Consider the following 14169-nt stretch of genomic DNA (forward strand, 5'->3'; position numbering starts at 1 on the left):
CCGCGGTGCCAGGATGAACGTCATGGACGACCCGGCCGAGCACCTGCTGCACCTGTTCGAGCTGCTCGCCGGCGACGGTACGAGCGAGGACCTCGCCCAGATCCCGGCAACGGCCCGCGCGGCGGGGGCCGATGCGACCGCACTGGCACGGATCGAGCGAGCCGGCGTGCTCGCCCTGCGCCTGCGCCACACGCTCACCGAGCAGCGCCGCCGCGAGGCCGAGCTGGCGGCACTGTTCGACACCGCCGGTGACCTCGCGCGGGTGCGCGACGTGGATGCGGTGCTGCGTGCGATCGTGCACCGAGCCCGCATGCTGCTGGGCACCGACATCGCCTATCTCAGCCTCAACGACGATGCCGCGGGCTCGACCTACATGCGGGTCACCGACGGTTCCGTCTCGGCACTGTTCCAGCAGGTCCGGCTGGGAATGGGTGAAGGACTGGGCGGTCTGGTGGCACAGACGGTGCGTCCCTACGCCACTCCCTCCTACTTCGACGACGAGCGGTTCAACCACACCGAAGCCATCGACACCGCCGTGCGCGACGAGCGGCTGGTGGCCATTCTCGGCGTTCCCCTCAAGGTCGGCAGCTCCGTGATCGGCGTGCTCTACGCGGCCGAGCGCGCCTCCCGCGAGTTCTCCCCCGACGAGGTGGCCCTGCTGTCGTCGCTGGCCGATCATGCCGCGATCGCCATCGACACGACCCGGTTGCTCGAAGAGACCCGCAGCGCACTGGTCGAGCTCAACACCGCCCACGACACGATCCGCAGCCACAACGAGGCATTGCGCCGCGCGGAGCGGGCGCACGATCGGCTGACCGACCTGGTGTTGCGCGGCGGCAACGTGCCGGAGGTGGCCGGAGCTGTCGCGGAGATCCTCGGAGGCGGCATCCTCGTGCACGATGCCGAGGGAACCGAACTGGCCCGGATCGAGGCCGCACCCCTGCCCCCGCACGCCGTCTCCGTCCGGCGCTCGCACACCAGCGGCCGGGCCGTGCTGTGGCAGGACAACTGGGTCTGTGCCGTGCTGGCCGGTCCGGAACTGCTCGGCAGCCTCACCCTGGTCGGCCGGAGCGAGCTGGCCGACGCCGACCGGCGGCTGTTCGAACGCGCCGGAGTCGTCACCGCGCTGCTGCTGTTGCTGCAGCGTTCGACCGCCGAAGCCGAGGACAAGGTGCGCGGCGAACTCGTCACCGATCTCCTGACCACCTCCGACCGGGACCGTGCGGGCGTGCTCGCCCGCGCGCGCCGGCTCGGGGTCGACCTCGGTGCCGCCCATGTCGTGGCGGTGGCACACGTCGATGCGATGGTTCGCGAACGTCTGGTTGCCGCGGCGTCCCACCACGCCGCCCAGGCCGGCGGGCTCGCGGGAGCGCACGGTAAGCACGTGGTCCTGGTGCTGCCCGCCCGCGAGGCCGGCGCCGTGGCGACCGCGCTCGCACGAGAACTGGGTGCGGCCGTGGGTGGTCCGGTCACGGTCGGCGCGGCAGGGCCCACCGAGGGGATCGACACGATCGCCGCGACCCATGCCGAGGCGGCCCGCTGTCTGGAAGCCATGCTGACCCTGGGCAAGCAGGGCCAGGGCGCCGCGCTGGCCGATCTCGGTTTCCTCGCGGTGCTGCTCGGCGACCGCACCGACCTCGCCGGCTATGTCACCCACACTCTCGGGCCGGTGCTGGACTACGACGCCCGCCGGGGCACCGACCTCGTGCACACCCTGGAGACCTACTTCGCCTGCAGCACCAATCTCACCCGCACCGGCCAGGCGCTGCACGTGCACGTCAACACCGTCACCCAGCGGCTGGAGCGGATCGCCACCCTGCTCGGTGCGGACTGGCACCATCCCGCGCGGGCGCTGGAGATCCAGCTCGCGCTGCGCCTGCATCATCTCACCTGCCGAAACGAGCCGCCCTCGCCGGAGTGAGCACTCGGCTACGGCCGCCGCTCCCGCGACCGTCGAGATCGGCGAACATCGTGAACCGGGTGCTGTTCGATCAAGCGGGTTGTAGCGTGCCCGACAGGCGCGGACCGGCGAGTACACGGAGGGCGAAAGTGCGCGTTCTCATCACCGGCGGTGCCGGTTTCATCGGCTCGCACGTGGCGGACCTGCTCACCGCCCGGGGACACGAGGTGCGACTGCTCGATGCGCTCCTGCCCGCCGCCCACGGAGATACCGGGCGTCCGGATTACCTCGGTGACCACGAGTTGCTGATCGGAGACGTGTCCGATCCGGACATGCGGGCACGGGCACTGCGGGGAGTCGACGTGGTCTGCCACCAGGCCGCGATGGTGGGACTGGAAACCGGGGTGGCCGACATGCCCGACTACGTCGCCCACAACGATCTCGGCACCGCCCGCCTGTTGAGTGCGATGAGCGAGCACGCGATCGGACGGCTGGTGCTGGCCAGCTCCATGGTCGTCTACGGGGAGGGCCGCTACTTCTGCCCCGCACACGGAGAGGTCCGGCCCGGGCCGCGCACCGCCGAGGACCTGCGGCAGGGGGTGTTCGAGCCGCGGTGCCCCCGATGCGGCGGCCTGCTCGACCCCGGCACGGTCCCCGAAGAAGCGGCCACCGACCCGCGTAACGCCTACGCGGCGACCAAGCTCGCCCAGGAGCATCTGGCCGCGGTGTGGTCGCGCCACACCGGCGGGTCCGCCGTGGCCCTGCGCTACCACAACGTCTACGGTCCCCGGATGCCCCGCAACACCCCGTACGCGGGAGTGGCCTCCCTGTTCCGCTCGGCACTGGCCCGCGGTGAGGCTCCCCTCGTGTTCGAGGACGGAGCACAGCGTCGCGATTTCGTGCACGTCCGCGACATCGCCGCCGCCAACCTCGCGGCGCTCGAACACGGCCCGCCCGGATTCTCCGCCTACAACGTGTGCTCCGGCCACCCGCACACGATCGGCGAGATGGCCGTCGAACTGGCCTCGGCAGCCGGCGGGGCGCAGCCGGTCGTGACCGGTCGGTTCCGTCTCGGCGACGTCCGGCACATCGTGGCCGACCCGCAGCGGGCACAGCGGGAACTGGGATTCCGCGCCGAGGTCGGTTTCACCGAGGGCATGGCGGAATTCGCCGCGGCCCCACAACGCGGGTGAACCGTACAGCGCGACCGACCCCGGGATGTCATCGCCGGCGGACGCTGCCTGCGGGCCGGTCGGCCTCGCCGCTGCTCCTGGTCGTGGATTCCGCCATGACTGCCCGCCCCTCCCCGCCGCTTGCTGCGGCACGGACAGCAGCGGCGAATTCGGACCCGGGTATCCGCGCGGCCACGCTGCGAGCCGCGGCCATCGTGTCGACATCGGACAACTCCGGAAGCAGCTGTACCCGCAACCCCGCGGAGCGCAGCGCCTCCAGGGTCCGGTCGCCGGTGTCCGCACGGGACATGGGTACTTCGCCGAGAACGTCGGCCCACCGGGGGTTCCTGAGCCCCAGCGCCCACCAGCCGCCGTCACAAGCGGGCCCCAGCACGGCATCGGGCCCACCCTCGCGGTGCAGCGGCTCGGCGGATCGCTCCAGGAGCGCGCCGGTCACCTGCGGGGTGTCCATACCGATCTGCAGCACCGGATGCTGCGGCATCAACTCGGCGACGTCGGCGTGAGCAGCGGCCAGTCGTCGGGCGAAGTCCTCTCCCCGCTGCCGCACGATCCTCGTCGTGGCCAGCACCGCCGCGATCTCGTCGTGCCGCACGGCCCGCGCGGGCTCACCCGTCCACGCCACCACGGCTCGTCCTCCCGCCACGGCGTGCACCGCGCGCATCGTGTCCAGCAGGCTGCCCGCCGCGATCGCTGCCGCTTGCTCCGGGGTGGCCGGCGGGGACAGGCGGGTCTTGGCGCGGCCCGGTTCGGGGGACTTCGCGACCACCAGCATCGCCGTGGAATTCATCGCAGAACTCCGATCATGTCCCGGAGCGCGCGTGCGGTCCCGGCCACGGAGCCACTCACCTTGGATTCGGTGCCCGCGGCGCGCGGCCGGTACCGCACCGGCAGCTCACACACCCGCCAGCCGGCTCGGCCGGCACGCAGCAACAGTTCCAGGGGATAGCCGAACGCGCGATCACACACACCGAGCTCCAGCAGCTGCGCACGCCGCCCCACGCGGACCGGGGCCAGGTCCCGGACCGGAACCCCTCTCCGGCGCAGCATCGAGGCCAGGACCGCATTGCCCGCACGCGCGTGCCACGGCATCGCCGCGCGCTCGGTCGGGACCCGCCGCCCCACCGCCAGATCGCAGGTGCCCTCGTGCAGCGGGGCGATGAGCGCGGGCAGTGCACCGGGGTCCACCGAGCCGTCGGCGTCGAGCACGCACACGATCTCGGCCGTGGCGTGGAGCAGGCCGGTGTGCACGGCCGCGCCGTAGCCGCGGGCCGGTTCCCGCACCACCCGGGCTCCGCATTCCTCGGCGATGTCCGGTGACCCGTCCGTGGAACCGTTGTCCACGACCAGTGCCGGGCAACCGACATCCTCGATGACCGAACGCACGACGGCGGGCAGCGCCGCCGCCTCGTCCAGGCACGGCAGGACGACCTCCACCTGCGCGGCCACGGCAATCAGACCGTTCGGCAGTGATCGAGGCCGCCATGAGCAGTGTCTTCGACGGTGATGCGCATCATGGTCCTCTCGGTCGAGCGCCGTTGCCGCCGGCTGCGCTTCCACGACGACCGCCTGTGGCGGTGCTGTCGAGCTCCCGGACTTCACCTTGTGTAACAGAGATGCCCCGGCAACGCCCTGCCTTCCCCGGGGCGCGCAGCCGGCACTCACCCGAAAGAGCCAACCGGCCTCGGACGAGCCCCTGCGGCACGTTCCGGTTCCGAAGCGGGTTCCACGGCGGCACCCTGAACGGCGGCACCCTGTCGGCACGGCGACCCGAGAGGCGTTGCCGGCAGCGTATCCTCCGGCCGGATGAACATCTCGGGCACGCCGGACCGGCACGTTGAGCCGTTCCGGCCCGGTTTCTAGACTTGCCCCGCCTCGCCGAACCTCCAGGAGTCCGCGGCAGTTCGCGATGGGCACGAGCCGCCGCCACGACGTGGCTCGGCGGCGACGGTGACCCGGCGAGTGCGGATGATCCGCCACGCACACCGGAGAGGAGAACCATGCGCACCGTTGCCGGACGTACCGATCGCGTCGTCGTGGTGGGGGCGGGACTGTCCGGTCTGGCCGCCGCCCTGCACCTGCTGGGCAGCGGGCGGGAGGTCGTCGTCGTGGAGCGCGATTCCCACCCGGGCGGCCGGGCGGGCCGCCTCGACCTCGAGGGCTACCGCATGGACACCGGCCCCACCGTGCTCACGATGCCCGAACTGCTCGACGAGGCACTCGCGGCGGTCGGGGAATCCACCGCCGAGCGGCTGGACCTGATACCGCTGCATCCCGCCTACCGGGCGCGGTTCGCCGACGGCACGGCCCTGGACGTGCACACCGATGCCGAACGCATGGAACACGCGGTGCGGGAGTTCGCCGGACCACGCGAAGCGCTCGGGTATCGACGGCTACGGCACTGGCTCGAACAGCTCTACCGCGCCCAGTACGCCACGTTCATCGACGCGAACTTCGACTCCCCGCTGGATCTGCTCGGCCCGGAGCTCGCACACCTGGCCGCGCTCGGAGGGTTCGGGCGGCTGGACAGCGCTATCGGGCGGTACCTCACCGACGAACGACTCCGCCGGGTGTTCTCGTTCCAGGCACTGTATGCCGGCATGTCACCGCGCGACGCGCTGGCCGCCTACGCCGTGATCTCCTACATGGACACCGTCGGTGGGGTGTTCTTCCCGCGCGGCGGGATGCGCGCCGTCCCCGACGCGCTGGCAGCCGCCGCGACCGACGCGGGGGCCACGGTGCAGTACGGCACCGAGGTCACCGAGCTGGAGCGCAGCGGCTCCCGGATCACCGCGGTGCACACGTCCCGGCAGGAGCGTCTCCCCTGCGATGCGGTGGTCCTCACCCCGGACCTGCCGGTGACCTACCGACTGCTGGGCCGGACCCCCCGGCGGCCCGTGCCGCTGCGAGCAGCACCTTCGGCGATGGTTCTGCATCTGGGCACATCCCGCGAGTACACCGGACTCGGCCACCACACGCTGTCCTTCGGCGCGGCGTGGCAACGCACCTTCCGCGAGATCATCGAGCAGGGTCGGTTGATGAGCGACCCGTCCCTGCTGATCACCAACCCGACACGGACCGATCCCGGGCTGGCCCCGCCGGGCAGGCACCTGCATCACGTCCTGGTTCCCTGCCCGAACCTGCACCGGGCGCGGCCCGACTGGGATCGGATGGCCGATGCCTACGCCGAGGAGATCATCGGTCGGCTCCAGGATCGGCTCATGCCCGAGTTCGCAAGCTCCGTCGAAGTCAGCCGTGTGGTCACACCCCACGACTGGGCGGCACAGGGCATGCTGGCGGGGACCCCGTTCAGTGCCGCCCACAGTTTCGCCCAGACGGGGCCGTTCCGGCCGCGGAACCTGGTCCGCGGCATCGACAACGCCGTCCTCGCCGGATGTGGGAGCACCCCCGGTGTCGGGGTGCCGACCGTCCTCGTCTCCGGAAAGCTGGCAGCGCAGCGCATTACCGGCCGCCGGCGACACCCGACCCGCACCCGAGCGGCGACGGCGGGGCTCGACACGGCGGCAGGTACGGGTGTCGACCTGCCATGACGCGACACGAACTGCGTACCGCCGGGATCCGGGAACCCGCGGTGTGCGCGGCCTACGAGCGATGCCGGCGCCTCAACGCCCGGCACGGCCGCACGTACTTCCTGGCCACCCGGATGCTCACCCCGGCTCAACGCCCCGCCGTGCACGCGTTGTACGGGTTCGCGCGGTGGGCCGACGACATCGTCGACGATCTCGATCCGACCCGTAGCACGCAGGCGCGTGCCGAGGAACTCGAGAGGCTGGGCACAGCGCTGCACGCCGGACTGCGACACGGCCACAGCGAGCATCCCGTGCTGGCGGCGCTGGTGGATACGGTCACGCGATACGGAATCGACCACGAGTACTTCACCGCGTTCCTGAGGTCGATGCGCCAGGACCTCACCGTCACCGACTACCCCACCCGTACCGCGCTGAACTCCTACGTCCACGGCTCGGCGGACGTGATCGGGCTGCAGGTGCTGCCGGTACTGGGCACGGTGACCGGCCACGAGCATGCCGCCCCCCGGGCGGCGGCGCTGGGCAATGCCTTTCAGCTGACCAATTTCCTCCGGGACCTCGGAGAGGACCTGCAACGCGGGCGCGTCTACCTGCCCGCCGACGAGCTCGCCGCGTTCGGCGTGGACCGCGATCGGCTGCTGTGGTGCCTGCGAGCAGGGCGTCCGGACCGCCGGGTCCGACACGCTCTGGCCGATCAGGTGGCCCGCACCCGGGCGATCTATCGCTATGCCCAGCCGGGGATCAACATGCTCGCCCCCGTGTCGCGTCCGTGTGTGGCCACTGCCTTCACCTTGTACGGGGAGATACTCGACCAGCTGGTCGATGCCGATTACAACGTGTTCGACACGCGGGTCTCGGTGCCTGCAACACGCCGGCTCGGCGTGGCCGGAACCGCCGTGTTCGGGGCCCTGACCACCCGGGCACGCGCACGGCTGGCCGGACAGCGCCACGCCGGGACCGCGCCGACTGCTGCGAATTCACCCGACGTGAGGTAACTGTGAGCACATGAACTCGATCTCCTCCGCGACCACCCCGGAGCTCGTCGTCCTGCTCGACGAGAACGGCCACTCGATCGGCAGCGCTTCCAAGACCGAGGTGCACTGCAACGACACTCCCCTGCACCTGGCCTTCTCCTGCTACGTGTTCAATCCCGCCGGACAACTGCTGGTCACCCGGCGGGCTTTGGGCAAGCGGACCTGGCCGGGGGTGTGGAGCAACTCCTGCTGCGGCCATCCGGCACCCGACGAGCCCACCGAGGAGGCCGTGCACCGCCGCGTGCGGGAAGAGCTCGGGGTCGCGCTGCACGACGTCCGCGTGTGCCTGCCGGAGTTTCGCTACCGGGCCATCGATGCGACCGGAACGGTGGAAAACGAGCTGTGTCCGGTGTACACGGCCGTCACCGCGGACCGTCCCGAGCCCGAACCGACCGAGATCGTCGACTGGGCCTGGGCGGAGTGGCCGGAGTTCGTGCGGCTGGCCGAGCGGGCGCCGTGGGCCATCAGCCCCTGGGCGGCCGAGCAGGCTCCACTCGTTGCGAACCTCCTGGGCAACGACCAGGGCCGGTGACCGATGGACCGGTTTCAGTACCTGCTGCTCATGGCCGGGTGCCTGGCGATCACCCTGCCCCTGGAGATCCTGGGTGCGCGGGTGTATCGCCGGCCCGGCCGGTTGGTGCGCACCCTGCTGCCGGTTCTGGGTGTCTTCCTCGTCTGGGACGTTGTCGCGATCGCCCGGGGACACTGGACATTCCATCCCGACTACGTCACCGGGTGGTCCCTGCCGGGAGGTCTGCCGATCGAAGAGCTGGCTTTTTTCGTGGTCATTCCGATCTGTGGCCTGTTGACCTATGAGTCCGTCGACAGGATGCTCACCGCGCTGCGGCGGCCCGCGGATGCCGGAGAGGACCTGCTCGACTCCCCCGGGAAGCGGTGATCCTGTGCTGTGGGAATACACCGTCCCTGCGGTCGCGGCCGTTGTCGTCGTGGTGGCCGGTGAGCTGCTCTGGCTGCGTACCGGCCTGTTTCGCCGTCCCGCGTACTGGCTGAGCATGCTCATCATGCTCGCGTTCCAGATCCCGGTGGACGGCTGGCTGACCAAACTGTCCGCACCGATCGTGCGCTACGCCCCGCAGGTGATGACCGGCCTGCGGGCGCCATGGGACATCCCCGTGGAGGACTTTCTGTTCGGTTTCGCCCTGATCACCGCGACCCTGCTGCTGTGGGAACATCACCGGCGAGCGAGGGAGGTCCGGTGACGGCATCGCAGGAAAGGCCCCCGCACGGGGTTGTCGACGAGTTCGACGCGGCAGCCGGTTCCTACGACCGCCTCGTCGGTGCCAATCCCGGTTACCACCGGCATCTGGCCCTGTCCGCGAGGCGGTTGCGGCTGCCCGATGACGGCCGGGGTCTGCGGCTGCTGGATGCCGGCTGCGGCACCGGCGCCTCGACGGCCGCGCTGCTGCGAGCGGCTCCCCGGGCGCACATCGTGGCCGTCGACGGATCGGCCGAGATGCTCGCCCGTGCCCGTCGCAAACCATGGCCGGTCACGGTCGAGTTCGTCCACGCACGGCTGGACGAACTCACCGACGCGGGGATCACCGGACCCTTCGACGGCATCCTCGCCGCGTACCTGGTGCGCAACCTCCCCGATGTGGAGGCCGGGTTGGCCACCCTGCTCGCGCTGCTGCGCCCCGGAGCGGGGTTGGCCGTGCACGAGTACTCGGTGCGCGGGCGTATCCCGGCACGGCTGATGTGGAGCGCCGTGTGCTGGAGCGTCATCATCCCGGCGGGGCGGGTCGCCACCGGGCGTGCCGACCTCTACCGCTACCTGTGGCGCAGCGTACTGGACTTCGACAGCACCGCGGAATTCCGGCAACGGATGCGTGCGGCCGGCTTCACCGATGTCCGCAGCTCTCGGATGACCGGCTGGCAACGCGGGATCGTGCACACCTTCCTCGGCCACCGCCCCGTCCCCGCGCCGGGGAGGGCGCGATGACCGGCGGCACCGTCCCGGACCGCACCGCCCCGGCCCGATCCAGGCCCGGACGGGACAGGAAAGCGGTCCTGCACCCGGCCCGCGGCGGCCATCCCGATGTCGGACACCTGCCGCATCGGCCGCGCGTGGCGGTCGTCGGCGCCGGTATCGCGGGACTGGCCGCGGCCACCTGCCTGGCCGAGCGAGGTGTCGACGTCCGGCTGCTGGAGCGCGAGCACTATCTCGGCGGACGTGTGGGCGGTTGGCGGACCGAACTCGTCGACGGATCCGTCGCGAGCATGAACCGCGGTTTCCACGCCTTCTTCCGCCAGTACTACAACCTCCGCAACCTCCTGCGCCGGGCCGACCCGGCCCTGACCGGGCTCGTGGGAATGCCGGACTATCCCCTGGTGCACAGCGACGGCTACCGCGACACCTTCGCCGGTCTGCCCCGCACCCCACCGTTGAACGCCCTGGCGTTCGTGGCACGCAGCCCCACCTTCACGTGGCGCGACGTGACCAAGCTGCGTACCCGCGCGGCATTGCCCCTGGCTCACGTGTCGGTGCCCGACACCTACGAGCAACTCGACCATCTCGACGCCGCGAGCTTTCTGGACCGAATCGGGTTCCCGAAAGCCGCCCAGCACCTGGCCTTCGAGGTGTTCTCCCGGAGCTTCTTCGCCGACCCGACCGAGCTGTCGGCCGCCGAACTGATCACGATGTTTCACATCTACTTCCTGGGCTCCAGTGAGGGGCTGCTGTTCGACGTCGCCTCGGACTGCTTCCCGCAGGCGTTGTGGCAGCCCCTGCAGCACTACCTGACCCAGCGGGATGTGCACCTCCACACCGGCACCTCCGTGGAGTCGGTGCGGTTCGGGCACCGGCGCCGGTTTCACGTGCGGTGCACGCCACCGCTGCGCGGGCACGGCGAGGAACTCGACGTCGACGCCGTCGTGCTGGCCACCGATCCGGCCGGGCTGCGCACCCTCGTGCAGCACTCACCGCAGCTCGGTGACAGCACGTGGCAGCGCAGCATCGCGGATCTGCCCAGTGCTCCCCCGTTCCTGGTCTCCCGGCTGTGGCTGGACCGCCCGATCGCCGGTGACCGTCCCGGTTTCCTCGGCACGAGCGGGTACGGACCGCTGGACAACATCAGCGTGCTGGAACGCTACGAGCACAGTGCCTCCGAGTGGGCTCACCGGCACGACGGATCCGTGCTCGAGCTGCACGCCTACGCCCTGGCGGGCACCCCCACTGTCGAGCAGCTGCGTCCCCGCGTGCTGGCGGAGCTGCATCGCATCTACCCGGAGACCGCCCGGGCCGGCATCGTCGACGAGCGCCACGAGTTGCGTGCCGATTGCCCGCTGTTCCCACCGGGCGGTTTCCGCGATCGACCCGGCGTGCGCACCCCCGACCCGCATCTGGTGCTGGCGGGCGACCTCGTCCGGGTCGACCTGCCGGTGGCCCTGATGGAACGTGCCGCCACCACCGGGATGTGCGCGGCCAACGAGCTGCTGGCCGGGTGGGACACCCGCGGCCACGCCCTGTGGAGTGTGCCCGACCGAGGGAGGTTCGCCGCTCTGCGACGGCTGGCGCCGGCGCATTAGAGAGTGCACGGATTGGTTTGTGGGCGGTGCGGGTGGCGGAACCTCCGGCTGCGCCACGCTCCGTCGAGCCCCGACATCAGGGAGGCCAGATCCGCGCGGTCAGTCAGGTACTCGCCACGGGGTCACCGTCAGCTGGCGGTGAAGGAGATGCTGTCCGATCCCCGGTCGCAGGTGTAGTCGAAGCCACCGAGTGCGTTGCCGGTGGGCCGCCCCTGGCAGGTGAAGCCGTGGCTGCGGTAGGACTCCCCGAGCCGTCCCTCGACGTCCGCGGCGACGTCGCGGGCGAGGTCGCAGCCGAGGCCGTCGGCACGGATGGTGAACGCCCCGTAGTCGGAAGCGGGCGCGAAAGCCACGTCACCGCAGTCGCGCCGGTCCGCTCCGGTGGTGGTCGAGACGGCCGTATCACCGGCACGGGGGGACGGCGCGGGCTGCGGGGAGGCCGCAACCGTTGCCGCACCGCCCAGCGCGGTGAGCGTCGCAGCCACGAGCGCCGCTGTTCTTCCCATCATGTTCGGCAGCCTCCGTCCGTTCGGCGAGTGCTTGTTGTGCTGGTCATCCCGGGATGCGCCGCAGCGCCCGCAGGGTGACGACGTCACCGCCCGAAAACGGCCACGACAACGATACTAACCCGGAAAGTGGCCTGTGCTGCGCAGTGCGTAACGACGCTCGGCATAGGCGAGATCGTCGCGCCACAGCCGCAGCGCCGCCCAGCGCATCGCCGGGCGCATCACCCCGGCCGCGCGACGCGCCACGCGAAAACCCCGCCGCTCGGAATGGGCCACCGTCGCCTCGATCACGGCAGTGCGCGGCCGACCGGCGCTGTCGTGGCCCAGCGGTGTCGCGTGGGTTTCGACGACGCTGCCCGCCCCTTCACCCTCCACGATGTGCATGACCACGGTGCGCGGCTCCGGACAGGTGAAGGTCGCGGTCACCGGCACCCCGAGGTGCCGAGACAGCCGGAAGGACACCTCGACGTCGAACCGGTCGCGATCGGCGTCGTCGGGAGCGTCGATCTCCGGCGCGCGAAGCACCCGCAGGTTGGCGAAGGAGTACGGATGGAACCAGGACCCGTGCCACGGGTCCAGCCGGTTGGCCACGACATCCTCCGGCTCGCACACTCCCGTCACCGTGGCCACCGCCTCGATACCGGTTTGCCGTGGCGGACGGCGAGGAATCACGGGCTCGGGCAACGGTTGCTCGCCCCCGGCCTCGTCCAGGCGCACCCACGCCAGCACACCGTCGTCATGGACGGGAAACGGTGTCCACCACGGTGTTGCCCGCTCCCCCAGTTTCAGGCCGTGCCAGCGGCACACGAGTTCGCCGCAGTGCACCCGGGCCTGGCTGAGCGGGGCACCGAGGTGTGGGCACGCGCCGGGGCCCGCGTGCAGCCGGCCGTCGCCGGTACGCCAGGCCACCACCTCCACTCCCGCGACCGTGCGACCGAACGGCCGGTCCGTGGTGACTTCCCGGCTGGCGGCCAGCACGAACCAGTTCCCCGACGGACGTGCCAGGGCTCGTTTGAGTGCCGCTTCGATCAGCGCCGGATTCGCCGATTTCCAGGTGCCGCCCTGCTCGGCCCAGTGCGGGATCCGCAGGCGCCGCAGCGGGAGCTCGCGTATCCGCCCGGGTCGTTTCGCCGCCACTCCGCCCACGGTCACATCCCTTCTGCCGGTATCGGTACCTCGACTGCGGTGATCACAGCTCGGCGGCGAGAGTACCGCGCACCACCCGACCCCGCCGGGTGCTACGGGCACGGCAGCCCCACCCGCCAGGCGGAGTTCGACCGAGCAGGGCACGGGTCCGTCTCGGGATCAGTGACCGCTCTGGAGTGCCTGGGCGGCCCTGCGGGTGCACGCGCCGAGGTCCTCGGCCGCTGCAGCGGCCTGGTCGAGCGCGAGGTGCGCCACTCGCTGCTCCGGCACCCCGGGATTCTCGTATTGGGTGGCCAGAGCATCCAGGAGTTTGGCCAGCTTCGTTCCCACTTCGGTCACGGTCAGGAGCGCATCCCGCGTCGAACCCGGCTGTTGGGCGCCCGGCACCGTCCTCCAACTGGCTTCCAGATTCTCGATTGCTTGCGTCAATGCCCCGGCATCGTGGGCAACCATGCTCCACGAACGTGCCCCAGTCATGGTTTCCCTTCTTTCCGGCGTGCACGCGCACGCCCTGCTGATCACCAGTCGTCCGCCACCGTCTCGCGGCGGCGGTGCGCACGTCATACCCGGTGAGCAGTAGTGATCACACTTCGCATTCGTTGTGATCCCGCTCTCCACCTCGTTCGGGGATGCATTCCCCCGGCCGTGCCTCCTTGCCGTATGCATCCGGTACAGACCCGGCTTTGCCCTTCCCGGCACGGGGTCCCCCTCATGGAGCCACTCCGCCCCGTGAGCACTCGTCGGGATGGCGCCCCTCGACAACACTCGGGCACACCACGTGTACTGGAAACCGGCACAACGGACCTCTCTTCCGGAGACCCCCTTGAGCAACGAGCGCACCATCGTCGTCGGAATCGACGGGTCAGCCCCCTCCACAGCCGCGCTGCGCTGGGCTCTCGGCCAGGCCGAACTCACCGGCGCCGCCGTCGAGGCGATCACCGCGTGGGAATACCCGGCCTTCTACAGCTGGGAGGGCGGGGCCGTGGCTCCCCGGGAATTCGAGGAGGCCGCCGGTATCGCGGCCGAGAACACGGTGAATACCGTACTCGGCGAGCGCGATTTCTCGGTGCCGGTCCGCACCCGGGTCGTGCAGGGGAACTCGGCCCAGGTCCTTCTCGACGCCGCCCGGGATGCCGAGCTGCTCGTCGTGGGCAGCCGCGGGCACGGGGGATTCGTCGGTGCTCTGCTGGGCTCGGTCAGCCAGAAGTGTGTTCACCACGCGAAGTGCCCGGTGGTGATCATGCACGCCACCCCGGCCACGACCGAGTCCTAGACGACCAGGAGAGTGTACGGATCGGT

15 protein-coding genes are annotated in these 14169 nt (G+C 70.9%); 10 read left to right on the forward strand and 5 right to left on the reverse strand.

Annotation, left to right across the window (positions count from 1 at the left end):
- Window positions 1-22 precede the first annotated feature (22 nt).
- Both DFQ14_RS05625 and DFQ14_RS05630 read left to right on the forward strand, forming a co-directional pair.
- Complete coding sequence (locus tag DFQ14_RS05625) at window positions 23-1921, forward strand: helix-turn-helix domain-containing protein (protein ID WP_114451958.1); 1899 nt, start codon at window positions 23-25, stop codon at window positions 1919-1921.
- A gap of 128 nt (window positions 1922-2049) precedes the next feature.
- Window positions 2050-3093, forward strand: a complete 1044-nt coding sequence (locus tag DFQ14_RS05630; protein WP_114451959.1) for an NAD-dependent epimerase/dehydratase family protein — start codon at window positions 2050-2052, stop codon at window positions 3091-3093.
- A 28-nt stretch (window positions 3094-3121) separates the two neighbouring features.
- On the opposite strand, the gene DFQ14_RS05635 is transcribed toward DFQ14_RS05630, so the two are convergent.
- The gene (locus tag DFQ14_RS05635; RefSeq protein ID WP_114451960.1) at window positions 3122-3880 is read right to left on the reverse strand and encodes a TIGR04282 family arsenosugar biosynthesis glycosyltransferase; all 759 of its coding nucleotides are present in this window, start codon (window positions 3878-3880) and stop codon (window positions 3122-3124) included.
- The gene (locus DFQ14_RS05640; RefSeq protein WP_114451961.1) at window positions 3877-4539 is read right to left on the reverse strand and encodes a glycosyltransferase family 2 protein; all 663 of its coding nucleotides are present in this window, start codon (window positions 4537-4539) and stop codon (window positions 3877-3879) included. The genes DFQ14_RS05635 and DFQ14_RS05640 overlap by 4 nt, the downstream gene beginning before the upstream one ends.
- A 551-nt stretch (window positions 4540-5090) precedes the next feature.
- Between DFQ14_RS05640 and crtI the strand changes: the two genes are divergently transcribed.
- Genes crtI through DFQ14_RS05675 form a run of 7 tightly spaced genes read left to right on the forward strand, consistent with a single transcriptional unit; the run spans window position 5091 to window position 11218 of the window.
- Window positions 5091-6641, forward strand: a complete 1551-nt coding sequence (crtI, locus tag DFQ14_RS05645; RefSeq protein WP_114451962.1) for a phytoene desaturase family protein — start codon at window positions 5091-5093, stop codon at window positions 6639-6641.
- A complete protein-coding gene (locus DFQ14_RS05650) occupies window positions 6638-7633 on the forward strand; it encodes a phytoene/squalene synthase family protein (RefSeq protein ID WP_114451963.1) in 996 nt (331 codons plus the stop codon). Before crtI ends, DFQ14_RS05650 begins: the two co-directional genes overlap by 4 nt.
- A 10-nt stretch (window positions 7634-7643) precedes the next feature.
- Window positions 7644-8204 (forward strand): isopentenyl-diphosphate Delta-isomerase, encoded by a 561-nt coding sequence (gene idi / locus DFQ14_RS05655; RefSeq protein WP_114451964.1) that lies wholly within the window; start codon window positions 7644-7646, stop codon window positions 8202-8204.
- 3 nt (window positions 8205-8207) lie between these two features.
- Entirely contained in the window at window positions 8208-8570 is a 363-nt protein-coding gene (locus DFQ14_RS05660; RefSeq protein ID WP_114451965.1) for a lycopene cyclase domain-containing protein, read from the forward strand.
- A 4-nt stretch (window positions 8571-8574) separates the two neighbouring features.
- Window positions 8575-8892 (forward strand): lycopene cyclase domain-containing protein, encoded by a 318-nt coding sequence (locus DFQ14_RS05665; RefSeq protein WP_114451966.1) that lies wholly within the window; start codon window positions 8575-8577, stop codon window positions 8890-8892.
- Window positions 8889-9632, forward strand: a complete 744-nt coding sequence (locus DFQ14_RS05670) for a class I SAM-dependent methyltransferase (protein WP_246195359.1) — start codon at window positions 8889-8891, stop codon at window positions 9630-9632. The genes DFQ14_RS05665 and DFQ14_RS05670 overlap by 4 nt, the downstream gene beginning before the upstream one ends.
- A complete protein-coding gene (locus DFQ14_RS05675) occupies window positions 9629-11218 on the forward strand; it encodes an FAD-dependent oxidoreductase (protein ID WP_114451968.1) in 1590 nt (529 codons plus the stop codon). The genes DFQ14_RS05670 and DFQ14_RS05675 overlap by 4 nt, the downstream gene beginning before the upstream one ends.
- A gap of 128 nt (window positions 11219-11346) precedes the next feature.
- On the opposite strand, the gene DFQ14_RS05680 is transcribed toward DFQ14_RS05675, so the two are convergent.
- From DFQ14_RS05680 to DFQ14_RS05690, 3 genes are all read right to left on the reverse strand, one after another.
- A complete protein-coding gene (locus tag DFQ14_RS05680) occupies window positions 11347-11727 on the reverse strand; it encodes a hypothetical protein (RefSeq protein ID WP_114451969.1) in 381 nt (126 codons plus the stop codon).
- Window positions 11728-11841: 114 nt separating this feature from the next.
- On the reverse strand, window positions 11842-12870 hold the full coding sequence (locus DFQ14_RS05685; protein ID WP_246195361.1) for a Rieske (2Fe-2S) protein: 1029 nt from the start codon (window positions 12868-12870) through the stop codon (window positions 11842-11844).
- A gap of 159 nt (window positions 12871-13029) precedes the next feature.
- Window positions 13030-13347: a hypothetical protein gene (locus DFQ14_RS05690; RefSeq protein ID WP_114451970.1), complete on the reverse strand. Its 318-nt coding sequence runs from the start codon at window positions 13345-13347 to the stop codon at window positions 13030-13032.
- A gap of 346 nt (window positions 13348-13693) precedes the next feature.
- Here DFQ14_RS05690 and DFQ14_RS05695 point away from each other — a divergent pair, with 346 nt between their 5' ends.
- The gene (locus DFQ14_RS05695; RefSeq protein WP_114452158.1) at window positions 13694-14143 is read left to right on the forward strand and encodes a universal stress protein; all 450 of its coding nucleotides are present in this window, start codon (window positions 13694-13696) and stop codon (window positions 14141-14143) included.
- The last annotated feature ends 26 nt before the right edge of the window (window positions 14144-14169 follow it).

The organism is Halopolyspora algeriensis (assembly GCF_003337235.1).
In the GTDB taxonomy this organism is placed as follows: domain Bacteria; phylum Actinomycetota; class Actinomycetes; order Mycobacteriales; family Pseudonocardiaceae; genus Haloactinomyces; species Haloactinomyces algeriensis.